19 protein-coding genes and 1 pseudogene are annotated in these 25,583 nt (G+C 38.5%); 10 read left to right on the top strand and 10 right to left on the bottom strand.

The window, feature by feature from the left end; all coding sequences use genetic code 11:
* Nucleotides 1–33: 33 nt before the first annotated feature.
* Nucleotides 34–1,191, top strand: coding sequence for a sialidase family protein (locus HX021_RS06565; RefSeq protein ID WP_286589351.1), 1,158 nt, complete (start codon nucleotides 34–36; stop codon nucleotides 1,189–1,191).
* A gap of 350 nt (nucleotides 1,192–1,541) precedes the next feature.
* Here the strand turns inward: HX021_RS06565 and HX021_RS06560 are convergent, their stop codons facing one another.
* Entirely contained in the window at nucleotides 1,542–2,456 is a 915-nt protein-coding gene (locus tag HX021_RS06560) for a helix-turn-helix domain-containing protein (protein ID WP_286589350.1), read from the bottom strand.
* Nucleotides 2,457–2,623: 167 nt separating this feature from the next.
* Between HX021_RS06560 and HX021_RS06555 the strand changes: the two genes are divergently transcribed.
* From HX021_RS06555 to HX021_RS06545, 3 genes and pseudogenes are all read left to right on the top strand, one after another.
* On the top strand, nucleotides 2,624–3,028 hold the full coding sequence (locus HX021_RS06555) for a GlcG/HbpS family heme-binding protein (protein ID WP_286589349.1): 405 nt from the start codon (nucleotides 2,624–2,626) through the stop codon (nucleotides 3,026–3,028).
* A 41-nt stretch (nucleotides 3,029–3,069) separates the two neighbouring features.
* A pseudogene (locus HX021_RS06550) lies at nucleotides 3,070–3,879 on the top strand (SDR family oxidoreductase).
* A gap of 71 nt (nucleotides 3,880–3,950) precedes the next feature.
* The gene (locus tag HX021_RS06545; protein ID WP_286589348.1) at nucleotides 3,951–4,427 is read left to right on the top strand and encodes a nuclear transport factor 2 family protein; all 477 of its coding nucleotides are present in this window, start codon (nucleotides 3,951–3,953) and stop codon (nucleotides 4,425–4,427) included.
* Between the two features lie 19 nt (nucleotides 4,428–4,446).
* Here HX021_RS06545 and HX021_RS06540 read toward each other — a convergent pair whose 3' ends face one another.
* Nucleotides 4,447–4,791 carry a winged helix-turn-helix transcriptional regulator gene (locus HX021_RS06540; RefSeq protein WP_286589347.1) on the bottom strand — a complete coding sequence of 115 codons (345 nt, stop codon included), beginning with the start codon at nucleotides 4,789–4,791 and terminating at the stop codon, nucleotides 4,447–4,449.
* Between the two features lie 85 nt (nucleotides 4,792–4,876).
* On the opposite strand from HX021_RS06540, the gene HX021_RS06535 reads away from it, so the two are divergent.
* Nucleotides 4,877–5,476 (top strand): FMN-dependent NADH-azoreductase, encoded by a 600-nt coding sequence (locus HX021_RS06535; protein WP_286589346.1) that lies wholly within the window; start codon nucleotides 4,877–4,879, stop codon nucleotides 5,474–5,476.
* Between the two features lie 295 nt (nucleotides 5,477–5,771).
* On the opposite strand, the gene HX021_RS06530 is transcribed toward HX021_RS06535, so the two are convergent.
* The 5 genes from HX021_RS06530 to HX021_RS06510 all read right to left on the bottom strand — a co-directional run bounded on the left by HX021_RS06530 (nucleotide 5,772) and on the right by HX021_RS06510 (nucleotide 14,857).
* Nucleotides 5,772–8,090 carry a GAF domain-containing protein gene (locus HX021_RS06530; protein WP_286589345.1) on the bottom strand — a complete coding sequence of 773 codons (2,319 nt, stop codon included), beginning with the start codon at nucleotides 8,088–8,090 and terminating at the stop codon, nucleotides 5,772–5,774.
* A gap of 360 nt (nucleotides 8,091–8,450) precedes the next feature.
* Nucleotides 8,451–10,790, bottom strand: coding sequence for a glycoside hydrolase family 95 protein (locus HX021_RS06525; protein ID WP_286589344.1), 2,340 nt, complete (start codon nucleotides 10,788–10,790; stop codon nucleotides 8,451–8,453).
* A complete protein-coding gene (locus HX021_RS06520) occupies nucleotides 10,780–11,673 on the bottom strand; it encodes an SMP-30/gluconolactonase/LRE family protein (RefSeq protein ID WP_286589343.1) in 894 nt (297 codons plus the stop codon). The genes HX021_RS06525 and HX021_RS06520 overlap by 11 nt, the downstream gene beginning before the upstream one ends.
* A gap of 21 nt (nucleotides 11,674–11,694) precedes the next feature.
* Entirely contained in the window at nucleotides 11,695–13,896 is a 2,202-nt protein-coding gene (locus tag HX021_RS06515; RefSeq protein WP_286589342.1) for an alpha-galactosidase, read from the bottom strand.
* A gap of 10 nt (nucleotides 13,897–13,906) precedes the next feature.
* Nucleotides 13,907–14,857, bottom strand: a complete 951-nt coding sequence (locus tag HX021_RS06510; protein ID WP_286589341.1) for an aldose epimerase family protein — start codon at nucleotides 14,855–14,857, stop codon at nucleotides 13,907–13,909.
* A 283-nt stretch (nucleotides 14,858–15,140) separates the two neighbouring features.
* On the opposite strand from HX021_RS06510, the gene HX021_RS06505 reads away from it, so the two are divergent.
* From HX021_RS06505 to HX021_RS06490, 4 genes are read left to right on the top strand one after another with little or no spacing between them, the layout of a single operon-like run.
* Nucleotides 15,141–16,460 carry a sugar porter family MFS transporter gene (locus HX021_RS06505; protein WP_286589340.1) on the top strand — a complete coding sequence of 440 codons (1,320 nt, stop codon included), beginning with the start codon at nucleotides 15,141–15,143 and terminating at the stop codon, nucleotides 16,458–16,460.
* A 28-nt stretch (nucleotides 16,461–16,488) separates the two neighbouring features.
* Entirely contained in the window at nucleotides 16,489–17,277 is a 789-nt protein-coding gene (locus tag HX021_RS06500; protein ID WP_286589338.1) for an SDR family NAD(P)-dependent oxidoreductase, read from the top strand.
* Between the two features lie 2 nt (nucleotides 17,278–17,279).
* Nucleotides 17,280–18,428, top strand: a complete 1,149-nt coding sequence (dgoD, locus tag HX021_RS06495) for a galactonate dehydratase (RefSeq protein ID WP_286589337.1) — start codon at nucleotides 17,280–17,282, stop codon at nucleotides 18,426–18,428.
* 11 nt (nucleotides 18,429–18,439) lie between these two features.
* Complete coding sequence (locus HX021_RS06490; RefSeq protein WP_286589336.1) at nucleotides 18,440–19,192, top strand: HpcH/HpaI aldolase family protein; 753 nt, start codon at nucleotides 18,440–18,442, stop codon at nucleotides 19,190–19,192.
* A gap of 53 nt (nucleotides 19,193–19,245) precedes the next feature.
* Here HX021_RS06490 and HX021_RS06485 read toward each other — a convergent pair whose 3' ends face one another.
* The 3 genes from HX021_RS06485 to HX021_RS06475 form a co-directional block, all read right to left on the bottom strand.
* Nucleotides 19,246–19,881 (bottom strand): bifunctional 4-hydroxy-2-oxoglutarate aldolase/2-dehydro-3-deoxy-phosphogluconate aldolase, encoded by a 636-nt coding sequence (locus HX021_RS06485; RefSeq protein ID WP_286589335.1) that lies wholly within the window; start codon nucleotides 19,879–19,881, stop codon nucleotides 19,246–19,248.
* A 10-nt stretch (nucleotides 19,882–19,891) separates the two neighbouring features.
* Nucleotides 19,892–20,875 (bottom strand): sugar kinase, encoded by a 984-nt coding sequence (locus tag HX021_RS06480; protein WP_286589334.1) that lies wholly within the window; start codon nucleotides 20,873–20,875, stop codon nucleotides 19,892–19,894.
* 313 nt (nucleotides 20,876–21,188) lie between these two features.
* A complete protein-coding gene (locus HX021_RS06475) occupies nucleotides 21,189–22,091 on the bottom strand; it encodes an AraC family transcriptional regulator (protein ID WP_286589333.1) in 903 nt (300 codons plus the stop codon).
* A gap of 375 nt (nucleotides 22,092–22,466) precedes the next feature.
* Here HX021_RS06475 and HX021_RS06470 point away from each other — a divergent pair, with 375 nt between their 5' ends.
* Nucleotides 22,467–25,574: a SusC/RagA family TonB-linked outer membrane protein gene (locus HX021_RS06470; protein WP_286589332.1), complete on the top strand. Its 3,108-nt coding sequence runs from the start codon at nucleotides 22,467–22,469 to the stop codon at nucleotides 25,572–25,574.
* The last annotated feature ends 9 nt before the right edge of the window (nucleotides 25,575–25,583 follow it).

Here is a 25,583-nt window from a genome sequence, read left to right as displayed (position 1 = left end):
TTTAATAAGCACAAAAATAAAACTGAGATAGATATGAAGAAGTTATGTACAACTATGGTATTAGCCCTATTGGCCGGTATTAGCCACGCCCAGGAAGTGAATGTATTTGTTTCCGGCGAAGATGGTTACAAAAGCTACCGCATACCCGCCATTGTAAAGGACAAAACCGGACAATTGATCGCTTTTGCAGAAGGTAGGGTAGACCATGCTGGCGATTTTGGTAATGTGGATATTGTTTATAAAATTAGTCAGGACAATGGAAAGACATGGGGACCACTGCAAGTCGCCGTTGATAATGATAATCTACAGGTCGGAAATCCGGCCCCAGTAGTTGATCTATTGGATCCGGCATATCCAAAGGGACGCCTGTTACTTTTTTATAATACAGGCAATAATCATGAGGGCGAAGTCCGCAAAGGGAATGGCCTGCGAGAATGCTGGTCAATAAGTTCATCCGATGGCGGCAAAACCTGGTCTCAGCCACAGAATATTACGCTTGAGACCCATCGGCCCAATCAACCGTCGGTCAATGCACAATACACCTTTAAGGAAGACTGGCGAGCCTATGCAAATACACCAGGGCATGCATTACAATTTGATTCCGGTAAATACAAGGGGCGAATATATATTCCGGCAAATCATTCCGAAGGCAATCCAAAGGAAAATGGCAAGGACTATTTTGCGCATTCGTATTATTCGGACGACCACGGAAAGACATTTAAGATCGGTGCGAGCATAAAATTTGAAGGATCCAATGAGACCATGGCCGCGCAAATATCCGGGACTGGACTGTACATGAATTCCCGCAATCAGCAAGGCAATGTAAAATCGAGGATTGTGTCTTATTCCAATGATGGTGGTGTCACTTGGGACACATCCTATTATGATAAAAATCTACCCGATCCGGTCAATCAGGGTTCTGTGCTTTCCTGGCAAAAGAAAGGAAAATATGTCTTAGCCGTTTGCAATGCAGCCTCAACAGATAGAAGAGACAACCTAACCGTTCGCTTAAGTAAAGATCAAGGTAAAACATGGTATTTCAGTCAGGTCGTTGCAAAAGCACCAGAAGGTGTAAAAGGAGATTATACGGCGTATTCCGATATGGTGCTTTTGGATAAAAATACCCTAGGTGTTCTCTTTGAAAAAGAAGGTTATAGCAAAATTGTCATCGTTCCCCTCAAGTTAAAGTGAGGATGAGTTTCTAGCGCCTGGCTTCCCTTTTAAAAGAGGGAAGCTTTTTTATTTATAATACGCAAGCTAGACCAACTTTCCGGTATCTACGCCATACAGTACAGCTTATATAGCCTTGGTTTTAATCAGAAAGCCTTTCGGATCGCCATTCTTTTGATCTATCTATTTAAAGAAAAACATGATGGCAGATCAGCCTTGAACCCATGTAGCTGATTTAAAAGACTGGAGCAACTAGGCCGCAGTATTGCCGGGGAGTCTACCTCTGGCCTTTTTTATATTCAACGATGTTTTAGGCTTAAAAGTTTAAGAGCCTAGCACAATAAAGGACAACTTTTTAGATTACGGATAGACTATTGCCAGGCATTCCGTCTAAATGAATTAGGAGTAAGTCCGGTATGTTTTTTAAAGAAGAAGTTAAAGTTTGGCTGATCTGAAAAACCCACAGCGTAACTGATCTGTTCCAAGGTCCAGCTGGTCTGAAGAAGAAGTGCTTTGCATTCATCCAGCAGCCGTCCTTTAATATGTTTGCTTACATTTTGTCCCGTTCTTTTTTTCAGGATTCTATTTAAATAATTAGGATGGAGATTCATGGTATCAGCAAACTCTTGTGCCGTCCTCAGTTTTATGGGATTTTCATAATTAATGCCCGAAATTTCTTCTTCCAGAAGTCCAAAAAAACGATGGATATGACCATAGTCCTCGTTTGTACTTTCGGGCACTGGAAATTGTGCTATCCGGGCACTGTCGATCATCAATAGCTGAATATATGCCTGAATGGCTTCGTACCCCAGTTCATTTCCCTGTTCATTGTACATGTTTTCCCAAAGTCTCACAAAGCTCTCCAGTCCTTGAGCCTCAACAGAAATCACACTCTTCGTCTTGTCGCTAAAAAGGGGAAGACGTTCTATCGTAGACTTTAATATTGGATGATCATTGATAAAATCCTTTTTAAACAACAGATAATAGCCTGCAGATTCTCCGGTTGTTTTCTGCCAGGAAATAATATCGTTGGGATGAATGAAGAATAATGTTGGCTTATTGATAAAGTATCTATTCAGTCCTAAAGTAAAAATACCGTCACCAGCAGTAATCATCAAAATTTTATAGAAATCTCTTCGGTTTGCGGAAAGGTAACTTCTGCAATCTTCAATTTCACGGTTGAAGATCTTAATCTGTTTTGTATCCAATGCTTCTCGATAGATTGGAGTTAGCTCTGGGAAGTCCCTTAATAGATTTATTTCCTTTAGATCCAAACTGGTTTTCATGATTAGGATATTATGTTTTCCATGTATAAAGATAGAAAAACCGTTAAAAATTCAAAAAGGTTTGATTTTCATAAAAATCTGCTTTTTTTTCCTATAAGAATCCCTCTAGATCTGTTGCAATTTTGTGATATCAAAAGAAAATAAAAGTATTATAAACATCGAATATTATGGAAATCAATCTTAATGAATCAAAACAAGTTGTACAGCAGGCTATAGCCAAAGCAATACAACTGCAAGTAAACGCCAATATCGCAGTACTTGATACAGCTGGCCATCTCAAAGTATTTGAAAGAATGGATGATGCATTTCTGGGATCCATGGACATTGCGATCAAGAAGGCAAAAACAGCTTGCCTCTTTAGGACGAGCAGCGCAAATGTTGGTGAATATCTCAAGCCGGAAGCTAGGGCTTATGGGATGACAGCCACTAATGATGGTTTAGTAGGGTTTGCAGGAGGGCTTCCTATTTTTAAAAACAATGAGATTATCGGTTATATCGGAGTCTCAGGTGGGGCTGTTCCGGAGGACCTTGAGATTGCTACTGCAGGTGCTGGAATTTTTGATCAAAAATAAAAATTAAATAAATCATTAATCATTTATAAAAAATCAACAAAATGGAAACAAAAACAATTTTAATTACAGGAGCAGGTTCAGGATTTGGTAAAGGAGCAGCGCTGGGCATGGCTAAAAACGGACACAATATTATTGCAACCGTACATGTATCATCACAGGTGACTCCACTTCGCGAAGAAGTCGCTGCTTTGGGACTTTCCGATAAAATCAGGGTTGAACGCCTGGATCTTACAGATCAGTACGACATCAAGCAAGCCTTAAAATGGGACTTTGATATTCTTTGGAACAATGCTGGAATGGTATAGGCAGGTCCGGTGTGGGAGATTCCTGTGGATTTGGTCCGAAAAAACTATGAGGTGAATGTCTTCTTGCCATTGGTACTTACACAGGGTGTTGTACAGAAGTGGGTAAAAGCAGGAAAAAAAGGTAAAGTCGTGTTTACCTCTTCAATGGGGGGATTGTTTACGCCAGAAAATTGGGGAACTTATGTATCCACCAAACATGCATTGGAAGCTTTTGCTGAGGCCATGCAGCAAGAACTCAAAACTTATGGAATCAGGATACAGACAATTAATCCCGGAGCTTATTATACAGGCTACAATGAAACCATGGCCGACAACCCGTTCCGTTGGTTGGATGATGAGGTGAACTTTACAAAGAGAGCTGATCTACGCAAAGGATTTGATGATTTCTTCGCTACTCCTGAAGGAAAACTAGATGCTACCGAGATGATTGATCGTATGATTGAGATTGTTCCGGCAGACGAAGGTAAATTCAGAAATGTCGTTCCGAAAATAATCGAAGATATGTTGAAAGATCACCAATTGAAAGCCTGGGAAAATAAGATTTAGCCCATCAAAAAAGCAGACCTGGAAGCGTCAGGTCTGCTTTTGATCAGTAAAATACCTAAAACGAATTTGTCATGAAACAATTAACAACATTATTAACGATGATCATATTTTCAACGGCTGTGAATGCACAGTATTACAGCTATGAAGAAATTCAGAATAAGGAAATTATTGCCAAAGCATTTCAGCATTGGCATAATGGGATAGGAAATTTCTTTGATCTGCTGACAGATGATATGAAGTGGGAAATAGCCGGATCAACACCTTACTCAAAAACATATACATCCAAACAGGAATTTTTAGATCAAGTGATTATACCTCTCAACAAAAAATTGAAAGTCAAAATTAAACCTACCATTCGAAATATTTTTGCCGATAAAGATATGGTGATTGTATTATGGGATGGCGAGGCTGTAGCATTGGATGGCAGACCTTATCGTTCTTCCTATTCCTGGTATATGCATATGAAAGGTGGTAAAATAATCAAGGTAGTAGCTTTTTTAGATGGAATAGAATTTGAGGATATTATGAAACGGATCAAAATTGATTGATAAGGCAGAATAGTAACGTTTAACTTCTGGATACAATCTTCAATCTGTGTTGATGGCCCCATTTTTCCATCGCCATCAATACCTCACTTAAGCTATTGCTATATTCCGTTAACTCGTATTGTACCGTAATGGGTTTGGTATTGCGGACCTGCCTGGACACCAGCCCATTTATTTCTAGTTCTTGCAATTCTTTGGAGAGGATACGCGGTGAAATACCAGCTTCCCTAGATAGCTCATTAAATCCTTTTTTGCCACTTCGCAATAAAGAGATCAGGACAAGCTTCCATTTGCCGCCTACTACATCCAAGGTATCCCGGATAGCCAATTTGGCTTTTGCACAACTTTCTACTGTATGTATTGCCATATACTATTCTTTTTGTAAGTACTATCCTTTTTGTAACAGATAACAAATGTATAGTATTTATTGCAAACTTTGAAGCACAAAACAAATGAAAATTTTAAGATTAGTCACAAGTTTTAGGGGTAAGGACTCCATCAGCTTTCAATTGGGAAATGCGATTGTTGAAAAAATAAGATTAAGTTATCCTGAACTGGATATGACGGTTATGAATCTGGCTAAAAATGAATTACCCCATCTCAACGAAGTTCATTTTTCTTCATTTATTACGCCCTCTGATAATCCAGCACTTCGTGAAGCATTGTATCATTCTGATAATGCCATTAAAGAGCTCATGTCAGCTGATATAGTGGTTATTGATGTTCCTATGTACAATTTTAGCATACCTTCATCGCTCAAAGCTTGGATTGACCATGTTGTCCGAGCTGGAATTACATTCCGTTATACTGAAAATGGTGTGGAGGGATTGGTAAAGAATAAAAAAGTATTTCTCGCTATTTCAAGTGGTGGAGTTTATTCAGAAGGTCCAATGAAAGAATTTGATTTTACGGAAAAATACCTTCGTAATATATTGGGATTCATTGGTATAAATGATATCACTACTTTTAGAGTTGAAGGCTCCGCAATACCAGGTCTACAAGATAACGCTTTATCCAAGGGACTACAATCAGTTGCTACATACAGTTTATAATCTTGATTGACAGAACAGAAACTATAATATCACTGAAGGTGCCCCACATAAAGGGCACCTTCAATTTTCAAAATTGCACCACTGCATTAGCCCCTCTTTATTTATCTGTTCATTGCGGAAAGAGCCTTGCTACATTATCTGACGCAAGTGGATGATTTCTATTGCCCGATCCAGTTTCTTGACCGCCGCTTCCAGCGATTGAATATTCGGCTACAGGAGAATTGTAGAATAGACTGGAGCTTGCCATAGCCTCCTGATCTGAAAAGGGATAGGGGCGAGTAGCCCGAAATCTTGGCTACACCTTAAATCCAACCCGAAGGGCTTTGAGACCAACGAGCCCTTGTAAATCCTCTACATCAAACTTTTCAATATCATCATTCAATAATCCTTTATGTTGAAGTAGACTGATATAACCAAGGTATTCCATTTCTTCATGGAGATGTAGATAGACTACTGCTAACTTGCCTTTTTGGGTAATGCGCTCACTTGTACCTTTTATTTTTGCTTTGTCAATTCGTTTTTTTGCAATTTCATAACGTACATTGTAGGATCCGTCGATATCAAACTGTTTTTCATCCATCTTGAAGCGGATAGAAATCGGATTGCCAAAAACAAGAATTAGAGAGGTGACCTCCAATTGATTCGGCAAGTTAGGCTGGAGATCTCTAAACTTTTTCTCCATTTCACACATCACCTGCATTTGCCATAGCCGCAGGTTTTTGAGGTAATAGAGTTCAAAATTTTTGTCTGGGGCAATAGACGCTCCGATATACATGTTATGCTCAATTCCATCAGTCTTATAACGTTCGTAATAATGAGGGAAATATTCCTGTGCTTCTGTCTGTTTTTCGTCGAGGATAGCAACAAGCCTTTTATTGATCAATGTGATTGAATTGTCGTAATCTTGGCGCGCTTCATAAAAGCCACCTATTGCATCGTTTATGCGATCAAAATAGGCTTTGATAGCTGGAGCAATGATGCTATTCTTATGATTTTTTATAAAATTATCAAGAATAGGATGTACATCCAGATTAATATGGTCAAGAATAGTCTGCTCGGTATCTGTAGATAGGCTTTGGTCCAACGTAGCTAGGTTTCTTTCCAGGTCAAAGACTTTTTGTTCAAAGAGCGGTAATTTATGCGTCTGGTTTATCTTACTGAATAAACCAATCAAATCTGTTGTCTGATTGATGAGGTCTTGTTTTATAGCTAGATTTCTTGATTCTGAGGACCCTTGGACATCAATCTGACCATAGAGCGGATAGACATTTTCAAAGACAATTTCTTGAAGGGTATAATCTTTTCCAAATACTTTGTCATTTAGAAAATGGACAGCCTCCTCCTGAAACCGCCATTTGACACTTGGATGAATGGAAGTATATTCTTTTTGGATGATCGCTTCAATCTTGTTTTCGGTTTCGGAAAATGCTTTAGATACTTTGTCTTTGATAAAAGGTAAGATTAAATGGAGCTTTTCTGCATTGACAGAATTCAATTCACGAACCTTAGATGAGGTCAGTTCCAATATCCCGAGCACCCTGTCATCCTGTTTGAGGGGTGCTAAGATAAAGCTCTTTACATTTTGCTGTTTAAGTTTGTTAATAAAAAATGCTTTCTTTGGACTTTCCACGGCTAACGCGTCGATGTCCGGAACTACAAGAAACTCGTCGCGGCTCAGTATGCTTTCGAGTGTCTCGTTACACAGCATTTTTTCACATTCAGCGATCGTAGAATCATGTAGGAAATGACTATACATCTGTTTTTCGACGATTTTTAGATTATATTCTTCCCGTACCTTTTCAAAGGAGGTAACTCCAATCCGAAGGTTATCAATTTTATAAATAGATCTAAAAATGTTCTGAATTTCTTCAAATTGTACGTTCGAACTTTCGCGCAACAAGGTGCTTTTAAAGTTAGATATGGCATTTTCAGTCGTTGCATCAAATAGGGTCATGATCGAAAAACCTTTCAATATCCAGCTTTGGGCTGGAAACTTCGACTTCCACAAGGCTATATCTGAAAAATTATCAATGAGCTGTGTAATATCTTCTATCGATAGAGGCGATGCCTCGTCTGTGGGAATAATATCCATAAAATCGGCATTAAACAACACACGATAATGATGCATAATATTATTTTTGTCAGGAATATCCAAAAATATCGGCCCATTCATCGCATCCAAATTAATACCATAATATTGGCTGATAATCATACAACAATTCAAAATGTAGTAGGTGTCTGCGGAGATATTCCTAAATCTGAATTCATAATGATCACCGGCATCATTGAGGATGTTTTGCAAACGCTCAGTATGGTTGAAGGTATATAAATAAAAGGGTATGGTAATTGCCTTGATCTCGTTTTTCGTTAGCGACCTTGGAAACAAATCTGCTAAAAGAATCCTGATTATAGGTTCATATAGTGGTAAATCTGCCGTTTTTTCAATCCCGTCCGTGAGGGCTGGATATTTTTTTAGTTCTTCCAGTAAAGATTTAGCGTAGGTCGCCTGAAAATCAACTTCAGACGTCGCAGTTTCCTCAAAAGATTGTATAATCTTATGAAACGAGATAAGTGTTTTGAAAGGGCTGCTATCAAAATTGAAGTTAAATTGCATCGTGGTTGTTATAGACTATATTTGATCAGGGTAAAGTAGTCCAACAAAACTACAAAAATAATCAATTATTCAAGAGCAACTTTTAACAAATAGATTTAAGTTTACCTACTCTCGCTAATCTTATCTCAATTGGAATATAGGTAAATCACGAGATCAAAGCCCGGAGGAACTTGAGATGTACAATGTAAGTTTATAAAGGATAATAAAGCATAATATAATATAGGATTTTATGGCCGTTTGAATACTATTCAAACGGCCATTTCCTCTTTATTGAGACTGTTATTTTGAAGTGGACTTTTTTCTTACTCCGGTCGCGAGCGATAAGGGTAATGCTCAAGGTATCTTCATGAGATGAAGCCTTCATTTTAACAAAATGGTGTTTAGTTTATGAAATTTTCCGTTATACACTACATTTATTGTTTTTTTCTGTTTGCTATAGACTTTCGCCATTGTGATTTGCCCGTCTTGCCATTGCATGTCTATTGTTAAATCTCCCTTTGCTTTTAAACCCCTGATGTAGCCTTTATGTGACCAGTCTTTGGGTAGGGATGGTAGTAGTTCTATAAAATCTTTATTATTTTGAATTAGCATTTCGGCTATTGCTGCGGTGCCACCAAAATTACCATCGATCTGAAATGGTGGCCCTGCTGTTAATAGATTTGTGTAAGAACCTCCACCTGCACCATAATTGATATGGGTATCTGTTCGAGGAATAACCAATTGCCGGAACAATTTATAAGCCCTTTCGCTGTCTTTCAGTTTTGCCCAAAAGATCATTTTGTACGCAATTGCCCAACTTGGACCATCGTCACCACGTACTTCAAGGGTTTTCTTTGCGGCAGCGGCAAGTTCCGGTGTTCCGTCAATTGTAATTTGATTGGCTGGATATAAGCCATATAGATGGGAAATATGTCTGTGCTGTGGATCTGTTTCTTTATAATCTTCGAGCCATTCCATTATCCGGCCATCTTTACTGACTTGGGCAATTGGAGCGAGCAGTAGTATTTTTTGTTGTAAAGTATCGCAGAATGAATCTTCCAATCCCAGAAGCTCATTCGCTGTAATTAGATTTTTAAATAGCTCATTTGTAATTTGGTTATCTATGGTAGGTCCCATACAAACATTTGCATGTGTTCCATTTGGAAGATAAAAAGCATTTTCAGGCGAAACCGATGGACCGGTCACCAACCAACCTTTTGTTGGATGGGACATGAGTGCTGCATTGTAAAATTGTGCTGCACCACGTAAAACAGGATAGATACTTTTTAGATAATTAAGATCTTGTGTGTATGCAAAATGATTCCATAGGTTGTTACAAAGCCACCCAGATCCTGCATTGGCAATTCCCCAGGAGGCTGCCTCACCGGGTTCGGTATAGCCCCAGATATTGGTTATAACATGTGCTACCCATCCCGGAGCATTATAGTATGCTTTGGCTGTTTTCGCACCGTTTTTAGTCAAGCCTGCTACCAGATCAGCCAAAGGCAGCTCAAGTTCACTCAAATTGGTTGGCCCAAGATGCCAGTGGTTCATTTGTACATTTACATCAAGATGATAATCACCATTCCAAGGTGTACGTATCTGGTTGGCCCAAAGCCCCTGTAAATTTGGAGGAAGCAACCCTAATCTGGTACTGCTTATACTGAGATATCGTCCATATTGAAAAAATAATGCAGCCAGTTCGGGGTCTGCTGACGGATTGTTTTGGTAGTTTTTTAGTCTTTCATTAGTCGGGGTTTGTAGCTGCTTAAAGGCTCCAAATGATAAAGCTAAACGGTCAAACAATGCTGCATATTTTTTCCTATGCAGAGTTAATTCCTGATCCCAGTTGGCCGATATCGCTTTTTTTAATACGCGCTCGCTGTTGGTCAAATGGTCATTTTGTTTATAATCAGTATCCGTAACCACTTGAATTATGGCCTCGTCCGCAGATTTAATTATGATTCGGTCATTTAGGTAAGAGACAGTGCCTCCTTTGACTGTGGTCGATACCCGCGTAATAAATTTCATGCCCTTTCCGTCTGTACCGTTGTCCAGCTGACCAAACATCGTCAATTGGCTGCCCTGTATCTGATATGAGGCTTTTTCCTGTCGGTTTAGGCTAATTTCGACGGATATACTTTTTGCTTTATCTGCACTTAAGCGTATATACCCGGCATCGGTATTGAAACTTGTAAAATATTCCCGGGTGTATTTTGTCCCATCAATTACAAATGATGTCGAAGCCTTTGCTGTCTGGATATCAAGTTCACGTTTGTAATTTAGGGGTTTGACATTTTTATTGAGGGTATAGTCGATATTTAAATCACCCATCGTCTGAAAGCAACCCCATTGGCCTCCTCCGGACCCTGGACCCATACATATAAAATGATTATTGATCAGCTCCTGTGCGATTTCATTTTTGCCAGCAAGCAACAATGAACGAATTTCTTGCAAATGTTCGTTTGCCTGATAGTTATTAGCATCCTGCGGCGAGCCAGACCATAAAGTGATATCGTTCAAGGTGATATTCTCTTTATGGATCCCTCCATTTGGCATCATGCCCATTTTACCGTTTCCCATGGGTAGGTACTCTTCCCACTGAGAAGCGGGCTGGTTATACCATAATCTCAAGTTCGGATCCCCTTTTTGACATATCGCAGCCAATGGGAGGGATATGAATGCAAAAAAGATATAACTTAATCGTTTTTTAATTTTCATTTTTTAGGTTCTTTAGTTTAATTTTATTTTCTGGAAGACCATGTTCATTTAGCGTGATGACATAAACTCCCGCTATAGCTGTATTGTTCTCATTTATGGATGAGGTAGTGATAAACAGCTCATTCATTTCAGGACCGCCAAAAGTACAGGATGTGGGGTTGAGGCAAGGTAAAGGTATTATATTTATGACACGTTCTTTTATAAGGTCAAAGACGATTATTTTAGATCCGGCCCAATTGGCAATAAAAAGCTTGTTGTCCGATGAGATGCACATACCGTCCAAAGTTGTTTTGTCTTCAAGTTTAAAAACCTCCTTGATCAATGTAAATTGCCCCTTTTCATAAACGAACTTACGGATGCAGTTTACTTTGGAATCGATAAAGTAGATATAAGGTTTGCGAAATGCGATTCCATTTGAAATAGTTACGCCTTTTAATAGAGAAGTTACGGTTGTTCCCTCGACCTGATAGAGAGTCGCATCGGGAAGTAGGGGGGCAGCCGGACCATTATTGAGATTGTTCATGCTCCCAAGTAGCCAGCTTCCGTTCCAATCTACACGGCCATCATTATATCTAAAGTTATTTTGCGATTCAGGCTTACATATAAATGAAAGTGACTCCGTGTCTAGCTCATAACTAAAAACTCCACTTTCAAGTGCTATTAGGATCAACCCATCATTTTCTGATAAAGCTATGCAGCTAATATATTCTTCAAATATTTTTAACCTTGTTTCTTTGGAAGCATAGTTCCAGCGGTATAGTGTTTTCTGAAGAATATCAACGAAGTATAAAGTTTGGATTCTTTCGTCCCAGATAGGTCCCTCACCCAACGTCAGTGAACCATTATGCACGGTGCGTAATTCTATTATATTTTCCACTTTCATACTTGATTTTTTTATTCGTTTTTAATTGATGGCTTTTAATGCCAGTATTACACTTTTTCTATTGTTGTTCAGTATGGGGTTCAAGCCTACTTTCATCAAGAAGTCACCTGAGAGGGTAAGTTCTGATGGTATCCAACTGTTTGTTCCATGTAAGTTGATTTCCTGTATTTTATACTTTTTATTTGGATCTAGGCCCAACCACCGTATTGGAGCTGATGTACTGGAAATCTGGCTGTATTGGACAAGATAGTTTAACATCAGCGCTTGCGATTTGTCTTTGCTGATATAAGCGAGGCTGGCATGATTGTCTTTTCTTGGATCCGCAAGCCGAAATAGATCTCCATGCCAAATAATGTGCTTATATTGATCATAAGTTTTTACGGCCTGTTGTGCAAAGCTCAGTTCGTCTGCAGACAGCTCCTCCAAGTTTAAATCGAATCCCATTTTTCCCATCATGGCAACATCTATCTTGAATTTTAAATCTTGTTTCCCGAAAGTTGTCACATGATTTACGCTTGCGATAGAGGGAAAGAACAAAGAGTTCTCATATTGCATAAAAATCCGGTCAAAAGGATCCGTGTTATCACTGGGCCAATACTCTGTAAAATACTGTAAGGATCCGTAGTCAATACGGCCGCCTCCGCCTGAGCAAAGCATCATTGGGACTGTTGGATATTTTTCGCGGAAGCGATCCAAAACACGGTACAGTCCTTTGGTGTAATCTACATAAAAGTTATTTTGATCTTTCTGGAAGTATGAATACGCATTATAGATCACCGCGTTGCAATCCCATTTTATGTAGGCTAATCCTGGATTTTTTTGAAAAAGGTTATCCAAGATATTGAAAACAAAATCTTGTACTTCGGGATTGGATAGATCTAACACGAGCTGATTTCTAAAATAGTATTCATCCCTTTTTGGCTGTTTTACTACCCATTGTGGTTTTTTCTCATACAGCTCACTTTTTGGGCTAATCATTTCGGGTTCCACCCAAATACCGAATTTGACATCTTTTTCATTGGCTTCCTTAACGATCGATAGCAGTCCATTAGGTAGCTTTGATTTATTTTCTTCCCAATCGCCAAGCGCTGAGGTATCTGCATTTCTCGGGTATTTATTACCAAACCAGCCATCATCTAATAAGAAAAGATCAACACCAAGTTTTTTAGTGTTGTCCAGTAAATGGGATATTTTTTGCTCGTCAAAATTAAAATAAGTACTTTCCCAGTTATTCAGCAAGGTATATCTTTCTCCATAGCCATCAATTAACCTTTGTTTCCTGGCCCAGTCGTGCAGATTTCTACTTCCTTCCCCCAGTCCATTTGTAGATACCGTAAAACTGAATTTAGGAGTGACAAAGTTTGAGCCTGCGGCAAGTGAATAATGGGATGCATAATTGTTTACGCCGGCCAGTATCCTTAAATTATCCTGTGGATCCTTTTCAAAGTCCACGCGAAAGTTGCCACTCCACTCCAGTCCGCCCAAAAGCACAGTTCCTTGATTTTCAGTTATTGCGTTATTGAGGCCTAAGGCAAAATAGGATGATCTAAATAGATTAGTCCTTGTGCCTAGTTTACTGTCAAGAGTCTTTATCCCGTGGGTAAGCTTTTCGTCTTCACGTTGCATTTCAGCGATCCAGTCACCGTGATAACTTCTTAGATAGTAGTCTTCTCCTTTAAGATTAATATTGGCGGAAGCATATTTGATGAGCTTTACATTTTTTTTCTCATTGTGTTTTATCACTGCCCACTGTTCAATGACATTCTCCTGAAAGTTAGTTAGATAATGAAGTTCAACATAGAAAGGATATAGCTCATCTTTGAGCTGAATGATAAGTTCTTTTCGGTTATTGTCGATAGTTTTTAACTGTTGATCCACAAATTTTAGATCCAATGATTGGTTCCCGTCTGCATGCTCGACACTAATGGCAGGTTCAAGAAGATTTCTTGTGCCTGATGCGGTGTAGGCCGATTGGTACATGTTGGTATAATCATGAGCTTGTTTGTACTGACCATTCAATTGCCTATATTCATTATGATCCTGCAATTTTTTTCCTAGATAGACCATATTGAGGTCTCTGTTTTCTTCAACTGTGAATGCCAACGACAAATCTTTTGTTTCCAGTATGATGTCTTTCATTGTTTTTAACATAAGTTGCGTTTGTTGTCCCTTGACTATTTCTGCAAATAGGACTACAACTAATAAGAGCGTGTATTTTTTCATGCCATTTGAATTAGAAATTTTCAAAACTATATTTTATGCAGTGTTCATAATGATCTCCAGGTAGTAAAAGTGCTGAGGGATATGTGTTTATATTTGGAGAGTTTGGGAAATAATGGGGTTCACAGCACATTCCCTGAAAGGGTTTAAATTCCCCGGACAGGTAGTTCCCAAAATAAACCTGTATACCCGGATAGTCGGAGGAGATCGTCATTCTACGGCCGCTTTCAATATCTTTTATGATTGCTACCTGCTTTATTTCATCGGTGGGATCCATACAATAGTTTATATTTCCTATTTCTTCTTTCAGTGTATCTATAGGTTGAAGCTCTGTGAGGTCGTAAATCGTATTTTTAACTTTTTTCCTGTAGGGAGGGACAGGAAGATGTCCATCACTTAAAGGTGTATAGTATTCAGCGTTCACTTGTACCTCATGGCTATCGATGGAATCTCTATTGTCAGAGAGGTTGAAGTAACTATGGTTTGTGATATTGACAAGGGTCGCTTCGTCAGCCTTAGCATGATAATCTATGGTCAATATATTATCCTCAGAAACTTCATAGCGAACACCCACAGTAAGATTTCCTGGATATCCCTCATCACCTGCAGGACTGAGTATCTGCATTTCAATACTATTTTCTGTGTGGCTTGTTAAGTTCCAATACTTTTTGTCGAAACCTATGAATCCACCATGAAGATGATTCTTCCCTGATTCATTTTGTGATAGTTGGATCCCAGAATCGTGCAAATTGAACTTTCCGTTTTCAATTCTATTAGCATATCGCCCGACAGTACTGCCCAAATAATGTTTATCCTTTTTATAATCAGTTATGTTATTATATTTTAATACAGTGTCAATGAGTTTTCCATTACTGTCAGGAACGCGGATGGATACAATTCTACACCCCCAGTCCAATATCTCAACACGCATATTTCGTTTGTTTTTTATCAAAAAACTTTTCATGTGTAAATGCTTTTTTTATAGCTTCAATTGATAATTTGATTTCTGATGACTACTGGTTTATTAATGTAGCATTTTGCTATTGGTCATTACTGTACAAATTTACTAGAAAGGAAGTAGCTTGTGATAGAATTAATTTTCATTTAAATGGATTATATTATTATTATCCTGTAAGTCCGCTGAGGAAAACTTCCAATAGAATAATAAAATCCATTAATACGCTTGTATAGTACATTTAATAAAATGGCGTTACAAGCTAACTTAGCAGCATTGAAAAACCAATATTATGATAGAAGCTAAATACAAGAGTATTTTTATTTATAGTTTGATCGCATCGTTGGGCGGTCTACTCTTTGGATTTGATATTGCCATCTTTTCTGGCACGATTCCGTTTATCACACCTTTTTTTAACCTTTCGCCGGCGGAGTTGGGTTGGGTGGCCAGTTGCCTATATGTAGGTTGTGCAGTCGGTTCGATCGGTTTTGGAAAAATTACCGAACACATAGGTCGAAAGAATTCTCTTGTGTTAGTTTCCATTGTTTTTATTGTTTCCTCGATTTTGATGGGTATGGCAAATACTGTTGGGGAGTTGATTCTTTGGCGTATCGTTGCTGGCATCAGTGTTGGGGGAGCTTCAATACTGTCACCTTTATATATAGCAGAAATAAGTCCTCAGCCAATTCGGGGAAAGATGGTCACTTTAAACCAGATGGCCATTGTAATCGGTATATTGATGGCCTACAATTCTAATTATTTTTTATCACATCTCGAACTCAACTGGCGTCTGATGTTTATGAGCGGATGTTTACCCGCAGGACTTTTTATTATCGGTGCATTTTTTCTTCCAGAAAGCCCTAAATGGTTGATATATAGAGGTAAACTGGGGAGAGGCAGGAAAGAACTGACAAAAATAATGGAAAATGGTAATGTTGATGAGGAAATTCAGGCGATACAATCATTGCGGGAACCTGAGCAAACAAGGGACATAAAAAAATCTGTGTTGTTAATGTTTTCAAAAAAGACGTATCTCTTGTTGTTGGTCATTGCGGTTGTTGTTGCCATATTCCAACAGATTTCGGGTGCGAATGCTGTATTGTTTTATGCGCCGATCATATTTGATAAAGTTGGAATGAATGTCAATAATCAACTTATCATACAGATCTTTATAGGATCAGTAAACCTTGTTTTTACACTATTGGCGATTCGGCTGGTTGACAGATTAGGACGTAAAAAACTGATGGTTGTTGGAGCTGGGCTGATGTCAATTTTACTTGTGTTTATAGGTTTGTCCTTTCAGGGAACTTATATTCCCCAATCGCTGGCCAGTGTAATGGTGTTATTATTTATTGGTACTTATGCCGCTACATTGGCTCCTGTGACCTGGGTAATCATTTCGGAAATATTTCCAATGGAAATACGTGAGCAAGGAATGGCCATAGCCTCTGCATTTCTTTGGGCTGCCTGTTTTGGAATTACTTATATTTTCCCAATTATGATAGACCAATTTAGCGCCTTTCAGTCATTTTTGACTTTTGCAGGATTATGTGCGTTTTACTTTTTCTTCTTAATAACAGTAGTTCCCGAAACAAAAAATAATAAGGTTTAAAATTTTTCTATCTAAACTATAATATAGAATGCAAGATATCAATAATAAAGTTGTTGTCGTGACCGGTGCTGGAAATGGTATCGGCAAAGGAATAGCCGAATTGATGGCAAAAAGAGGGGCGAAGGTTATTTTGGCAACAAAATATGATGATGAGGGGGGGAGCCTTGAAAATAATTTAAAAGAAATCGGATACTGGGCCCGTTATATACAGACTGATGTCAGTAATGAGGAAAGTGTCAAAAATATGGTGGAACAGGTGCTTCGTATTACCGGCAAAATTGATGTCTTGGTCAACAATGCGGGTATTACAATTTTCAAGTCTATTTTGGAAGCGACGCTCTCTGATTGGAATAAAGTTATTGATACAGATTTAAAAGGGGTTTTTTTATGTAGTAAATATGTTGCTGCCGCTATGATCAAAAATTTCGACGGAGGAAGCATCGTCAATATTTCTTCTAATCATGCCTACCGTACGCTCCCCGATACAGAACTGTACGCAGCTGCTAAGGGAGGGGTTAATGCCATGACGAGAAGTATGGCAATTAGTCTGGGCAAATTCGGGATTCGGGTGAATGCGGTCTGTCCAGGGTTTACGGATACAGATCATTATCAACGATGGTTATCTGAAAAGGAAAATCCAACAGCGACCGAAAAGGAAATATTTGATCTGCATGCTTTAGGTAAGATATCTACACCAGAAGATATTGCCGAACTCGTATTCTTTCTGGTGACAGATAGCAGTAAGAATATTACGGGGAGTGACTTTTTGATCGATGGAGGGTTGACCGCGAGACTATATCACTCGGATAAATTTTAAGTATGAAAATCACAGGATTCAGATTGTATAAGGTGCCACCAAGATGGCTATTTTTAAAGATAGAGACGGATCAGGGGATTGTCGGTTGGGGAGAACCAATTATCGAGGGCAAGGCAGATACTGTTATAGCCGCCGTTAAAGAATTGATGGAGCAGCTTCTGGATAAGGATCCACGCTTTATTGAAGATCACTGGAACTCGATGTATAGGGGAGGATTTTACCGGGGTGGCCCTATTTTGATGGGTGCAATTTCCGGAATCGATCAGGCTCTCTGGGATCTAAAGGGAAAATATTTTAATGCACCAGTACACGAACTCATAGGTGGCAAATGCCGGGATAAAATGGATGTCTACTCTTGGGTGGGCGGGGATGAACCGCAGGTTATTATTGAAGAGATCAAAAAAGTCGTTGATCGGGGCTTTCATACGGTGAAAATTAACGGTACGGGCAAACTGCAATACTTAGACTCCTTTGTTGAAATTGATCATCTATTGGAGCGTATGTCGATTATCCGCGAATATTTTGGTAATACGATTAATGTGGGTATTGATTTTCATGGGCGTGTACATAAGCCAATGGCTAAAATTCTGATGAAAAAGTTAGAGGAATTTAATCCATTGTTTATCGAAGAACCTTTACTCTCTGAAAACTTTGAAGGTATTGTTGAGCTTGCAAAAAATACGGCTATCCCCATTGCGCTGGGAGAGCGTCTATTTTCGAGATGGGATTTTAAGAAGGTACTGGAATCTGGTGTTGTGGATATTATTCAACCGGATCTATCGCATGCAGGTGGAATTACAGAATGTAGAAAGATTGCTGCAATGGCCGAAGCATACGATGTTGCCTTGGCTCCGCATTGTCCCTTGGGACCAATTGCTTTGGCGGCCTGTCTCCAGATTGATGCAGTGAGCTATAATGCCGCCATACAGGAACAGAGTCTGGGGATTCATTATAATGAATCTAATGATTTACTTGACTATATTAAAAATCCGGAGATTTTTAATTATCAAGATGGAATGGTTTCTATTCCGATGGGCAGTGGTCTAGGGATAGAGGTCAACGAAGATTATGTGCAAACAATGGAAAAGGTTGGTCATAACTGGCATAACCCTGTCTGGAGGTACAGAGATAATTCAATTGCAGAATGGTAAAAAATAAAACTATGCGTTTTTTAGAAAAAATTAAAAAAGGAGAATCGGTACTGGGGCCTTTCTCCAAGACATCAGATCCTTCTATGATCGAGGCCATGGGCTATGCCGGTTTCGACTTTATTATCATCGATATGGAACATGGCCCCAATACGGTACTGAATGCACAAAATCTTATCCGTGCCGCTGAGGTTTCGGGAACCTTTCCGGTAATCAGGGTTGCAGACAACAATGCGACTGATATAGGTAAAGCATTGGATATCGGTGCTAAAGGCGTGCAGGTGCCACAGATAACAACTGCGGAGGAAGCGCGTGCTGCTGTATCGCACGCTAAATTTTCACCTTTAGGGATGCGCGGGGTATGCCGATTTGTGCGTGCGGCAGAATTTTCGAATAAAGATCGATTTGATTATTTTCAGGAAGCAAACAGGCAATTTTTGATTTTACAGCTTGAAGGACAAGAGGCCATAGCCAATTTTGAGGATATCATTTCCGTTGAAGGCATTGATGTGATTTTTCTAGGACCTTATGATCTATCACAGGCACTTGGTGTGAGTGGCCAGATCAATCATCCACTTGTACTGGAAAAAATGCGATATGTAATTGAAAAATGTAAATCAAAAAATATTAAATCTGGTGTCTTCACAGATAGGGTCCAAGATGCCAAGAGATGGCTTGATCTGGGCGTTGATTATATTTCATTTTCGGTTGATGTTGGAATTATCCAGGAGGCAAGCAAAACCATTATTCATCAGCTTTCTATCTGATCCACACGCTCAATTATTAGACAAGTGAAGAGAGACTTTTAAGTCTCTCGTTTTTATTCTTGTTTGCGAAGTAATGAAAACGAATCGCGTAATTGACTTGCAATTGTTAGGTCAGGATGTGTTTTATCTACATTAAATAAGCTAGAACCTACGCCAACTGCGAAAGCGCCATTTTTGAACCAACTGTTGAGATTTGATCGTTCTAGCTTTACACCTCCGGTGACCATAAACTGGACATCTGGAAATAGGGGCTTTACCGCTTTTAGGAAATCATGGCCTAATACATCTCCGGGAAAAAGTTTTATCAGTGGAACGCCACATCCTGCAGCAAAGTTTATTTCAGTCGGTGTCATGCACCCAGGGATCCATAGTTTTCCTTTTTCTGTGCTCACAGCAGCAATATGGGGATCAATAATAGGACTGACTATAAAATCGGCACCTCCATCCAAAAATATGCGCGCTTCTTCTGGAGATTTTATTGTCCCCATTCCCAAAATCATATCCGCTTTTATATTGGATTTTAGTTTAGTGAAATTTTCCAAAGCCCTAGGACCACGGTTTACAAATTCAAAAACCCGGACACCACCCTCGTAGCATTGTTGTAAAATATCAAGGCATCGCACTGGATCCCTGTCATAGAAAACAGGAATAATTGGACTTTCTGTTATTTTATCTAGTATTTGTTGCATATTGTGATTTTTAGAATTTAATGAAATCCCCTTTTACGAACAATTTATCGAAACCAATTTTAGTGGCAAAATCGATTATTTGCTGTTCTTCTAGGTCACTAGCAATCGCTGCAATTAATCCGGCCATAAATGCATCTCCGCTACCTATTCGGTCAATGAGTGATCTTGTTTCGTAAGTTGTGGAGACAAAATTGTCTAGGGGCGTATGATAGGTCGCATAAAAGAGGTTGTGGTTCACATTTTCCATAAAACGGAAAGTGTTTGCAATATGTTTACATTGGGGATAATTGTAAAAGATTTCTTTTGAAACTTTTTGTGCGTGCGCAAAGTATTCTTCTTTGGTGGTTTTGTCGTCAAAGTGTGCTTCTATGGATGTACCCAGCATCTTATTTGCAGCCCAAATATTACCCATTATTACGTCTACATATTTTAATAGTTCTGGCATGACTTCAATGGGGTCCATTCCATATTGCCACAGTTTATTACGATAGTTAAGGTCAATAGATATTATAATTCCTTTTTTGCTGGCAATTTTAAGGGCTTCAAGACAGACTTCGGCCAATGCAGTGTTTAATGCTGGTGTTAAGGCCGTGAAATGGAACCAGGTGATATGATCAAATACGGAGTCCCAGTCGATGCTACCTACTTGAATCTGACTAAAAGATGAATACTTACGGTCATAGATCACTTCACCATTGCTTAGACCATTAGCTGAAAGAAGCATGTAGCTTCCAAGTCGATCTCCCTGAAAAAGTATTTTGGAAGTATCTACCCCGTAATCAATTAGAATTTGCTGTATTTCTAGCGTCATAGGATTTCTAGGCATAGCAGTTATATAGCGGGTAGGGATTTTGAGCTGCCCTAAAGCAGCAGCCACGTTGGCTTCAGATCCTCCTGGGTAGATTTTTAGATTATTTTGTTCAAAAAAGCCTTCAGATACTGATTGAAGACGTATTAGCAATTCTCCAAAACATAAGATTCTGTGATTGGACATAGTACGATTTATTATGATCATTAATAGTTAATAATTTGGTATTGGTCTAATATACAGCAGCTGGCATGGGGAAATTTTTGACTAAAATTGCCTCACCCCATTTCTTGCTGGTAGAATTTGCAATACGGAAGAAATTCGGACCCTTATGTAAATCATAGAACCGTGAGGTAACCCAATTTGAAAACTGTAACCTTCTAAAAAAAGGTACTAACAATTTAAAAACCATACTGCTCATTTTTGAATTAGCATTAAGTCGTAATAGCTTTTAAAGTTATTGCCTTGATTTTATATTAAGATGTATAATTGCAGTTAGTTAATGGATTTTTTTATTATCTGTTTTTAAACTATCTCGATAGTGAACGGGGGAAACACCCATATGCTCCTTAAAAAGCCTGGAAAAATAATATTGATCTTCAAATCCAAGTTCGAATGAAATGATTGAAACTCTTTTTTCGGAGAACTGCAACTGATAGCACGCCTTTTGAATCTTTAGATGGTTCAAGTACTCAATTGGCGAATATCCTGTTCTATTTCTAAATAGTTTACTGAAATGAGAAACAGATAGATTGCTATTGTCCGCAATTTCTTTTAGACCAAGTCTATTGCCTATATTATCCTGTAAAAACAAAATTGATTTATCAACAACATCCGTATCAGTATTGTCAATGTTTTTGAATAAATCAGGAAAAAGGTATCCACTGAAGAAATTTGGAAGGCTCATAGAAATATATTTGAGAATTTCCTTACTATATCCTTTTTGCAACAATCTACAATAGCGATTAAATATATTCACCAATTCACCCTCAAAAGTCAATTTGTTGTGTTCATTTTGAACTTTTTTATAGATTTCTTCAATAATTAATGAGGTATGGCTTCCATAGAAGTGCATCCAATATATCGTCCAGGGCATATTAAAGTTTGCATGATAAAAATGGGGTGTATTTGCTGGGATCAAGATAAATTCATTTGCTTCTAACAGATATTCTTTCTGATCAATTTTTACGACTCCGCGTCCATCGACGCAATGTAAGAGTATGTGTTCTGGGCAACCGTTTGGGCGGTCACAATAGTGGTTTTTAGCTTTGGGATAATAGCCTATATCCGTTAGGTAGAACGAGTTAAATTGCTGGTATTTAACATTTTCTTTAATGATCAGCGGAGGTATTACAATCCTAACCTGACCTTCAAAACCTTCTAATTTTTCAACACTTTCCATATATCAATATTTTGGATTACAAAGCCTTTTAATTTATAGAAAAATCATTTTTGGATGGATAATGGAGTACTTTTCGGTTACTAATTCTTCGAAGTTTAATAGGTGACCCTTAAACCATAAAAACAATCTGAAATAGCTTTTGAAAATAAAGGTTTTTTTTTGTTTTTGAAAATTTTCTTCTAAAATTCTTGCTGGTAGATGAACCCATAATTTTGATATCATGGCAGACAATAGGTCCCTACTACAAAAAATGAATGAGCTTGTTCAATTTCTAATCAATAATTCCATTTTAACAATAATATAGTCTATTTCCAGCTTTCAAAAACAATCTAACTTTCAACCTGAATAACTAAGGAATTTATAAAACCAAATGAAATGACTAAAACCAAAATTAAACCAAGTTGGGGTCTCCTTGGCACATTATTAACTATTCTGTTATATTTTTCATTTACCATGCAGGTCCTCGGACAGCAAGCGGCTGTGATTAATGTGAAGGGGACTGTCAAGGACAGTCTTGATAACCCCATTCCAAACGTAAGCATAAGACATGTTGGAGGAGAACTAGCAGCTTCCTCGGACAGATATGGAAATTTTACAATAGACGTACCTGCACAGGCAACCTTACTATTCAGTAGTGTTGGGTACAAAGAAATGAAGGTTTCTGTAGCCAATAGATCCTTGCTTGACATAAAGCTGGCGTCTACAAATATTGGGCTGGAAGAGGTTGTTGTAGTAGGAACCTCTATGAAACAAAAAGATCTTACTGGCGCAGTAGCAAGTTTAGGGGAATCTGCGCTGAATGAAAGACCAGTAACTAGTGTCAATGAAGCTTTACAGGGAAAAGCTGCCGGGGTCTTTATTCAGAATAATCCACAACCCGGCGGAGATGCCAGTATAAAGATCAGGGGAAATAATTCAATGCAGTATGGAGGAAATCCGATTTATGTCGTGGATGGGATTATTATGGAGTCTGATTTTAATATGCTTAATTTAAATGATGTGACCTCTGTGAATGTCTTGAAGGATGCGTCTTCCACAGCACTTTATGGTTCGCGCGGTGCACAAGGCGTTGTTGTCATAACAACGAAAAAAGGCAACAAAGGAGAAGGACAGATCAGTTACGATACTTGGTTTGGCTTTCAAAATTTTTCTAATACAGATCTCACTTTGGGAGCCAAGGATATCTATGAATTACGAATTGATGCACTTGAGAATGCCGAATCTGTAGGCGGAAAATTCTACAAAAATAATCCAGGTTCAAGTAGAAAGGATTTTATTGATCAAGAACTTTTCGGCCCGGGTAAAATATGGTTTGCCGATTACGAGAAAGAAAGTTACAGTCAGGGAAGATCCTACAATTGGCTTGATGCTGTGACACGTACCGCCATTGAAAACAACCATTCGCTTGCTTTTTCCGGAGGTAACGACAAGGGATCTTTTTATTTGAGTTTTGGCTACAATAATAAGCAAGGTCTTGTTAAAACATCAAATTATAGAAGGTATTCCGGCCGTCTCAATGTTGAAAGGACGATAAAACCCTGGTTAAAAGTCGGAACCAACACTTCTTTTACGGCCACCAAGGATGATTACGTCGATGGAAAGGTGTTTCAGGTTGCACAAAATGCCAATCCACTTTTACCCATCAGCCAAGATTCGCTGATTTTGGCCTGGGGTAATAATTGGGACGTAAATCTCGAAAATCCATTGAACACCATGCGAATAGATAAAGATCGTCTCAGAAATAAGCTACTATCAGCAAACTATGTGAATATTTCACCCATTCCAGGACTTAATATACGGTCAACTTTTTCAATGGATTTACTACAGAGTAAATATTATGAGTATATCCCCAGTGATATTCAGCAAGCTAAGAGAGATTCCTACAGGGGTAAAGCGAGTCACAATTTTAATCATAACAATAATTTCCAATGGGATAATTCAATATCCTACAGCAAGAATTTGGGTGTACACCATATTGACGGAATGGTTGCGACCAATTTTAGCCAAAATTCCAGTGATTATACAAACGTGACTGCCCGTGATTTTCCAATAGATGATTTCGGATACTATAATCTTGGTGCAGCATATGACAAGTTAAATTTCTCCTTAGGATCCGATTTTATTACTTCCAAGATTATGTCCTATGTAACACGCTTCAATTATAATTATGATAATAAGTATTACGCAACGATCACGGGCCGGTATGACGGTTCTTCAAAATTTTCCAAAGGGAAGCAATGGGGGCTATTCCCATCGGTAGCGCTAGCCTGGGATATTTCACAGGAGTCATTTTTAAAAGATAATGCTACTTTCAATCTTCTTAAGCTACGTCTTGGGTATGGACAGGTCGGAAATCAGCGCATTCCAGACTACGCTTTCTATAGTTTATATTATCCTTCATACACATCTGGCAATGTCATCTTTAATTCAAACGGTCAACGGGGTACGACAGATTTAACCTGGGAAAAACAAAAACAGCTTAATGTAGGCATTGATGCCTCATTTTTTGACAAGAGGATTAATCTGACCGCAGAATACTTCAATATTGTTAATTCTAACTTATTGATGCGAAGGTCTTTGTCAACATTAACAGGCTATAATTCAGCCATAGTTAATATTGGTGAGATGACAAATAAGGGGATGGAGTTTACAGTAGATGCCAAAATACTCAACCAAAAGGACTTCAGATGGAATTTAGGCGCAAATATTTCTTTTGATAAAAATAAGATCACAAAATTGTTTGGTGACGTAGATGCCGTTTATAATTTTGGTGGATTTTCAGGCACGGATATCCAAAGGGAAGGAAACTTCTTCTTAGGACAGTCTTTAAATACGATCTATATGTTGGAGTTTGACCGTATTATTCAGGAATCCGATATGCCTTATATCAACAGTTTAGATCTACCGGGTAAAAAGTTGCAACCTGGCGATATTTTACCAAAAGATCAGCAAGGGGCAGGTTTGGCAGGCAATGGAATTATCGACCAAAATGATCGGGTGATTGTGGGCAAAAAAGATCCTAAATTCTATGGTGGGTTTTCGTCTAATTGGGCATACAAGAATTTTGCTTTGAATGCGGTTTTTGTTTATAGTTATGGCGCCAAAGCCTTAAGCGGATTTTACGAGGGGCTTATGTCGGGTACAGGTTATGGAGCTGCACATAAGGATATGTTACACCGTTGGACAGCAGCTAATCCAAGTACAACTATTCCAAGAGCAAATTATGACAATTCATTGCGATTTGGTAGTGGTGAAACATCTTGGGGAGTACAGAACGCTTCTTTCTTGCGTTTGGCTACACTTTCTTTAGCATATGATTTTCCGAAAGCCTTATTAAACTCGGTAGGCTTAAATAGCCTTAGATTGAATATTTCCGGAAATAATCTATTTAATATAACCAAATATAAAGGATATGACCCTGAAAATGGTGACTGGTATCCAACTGCAAGAACATTTGTCATTGGTTTAAATGTTGGATTGTAATTATAACTA

This window comes from Sphingobacterium sp. N143, from assembly GCF_030325625.1.
Lineage (GTDB): Bacteria > Bacteroidota > Bacteroidia > Sphingobacteriales > Sphingobacteriaceae > Sphingobacterium.
The sequence above is the reverse complement of the archived record's forward strand: the minus strand, read 5'-3'. Positions and strand labels throughout refer to the sequence as shown.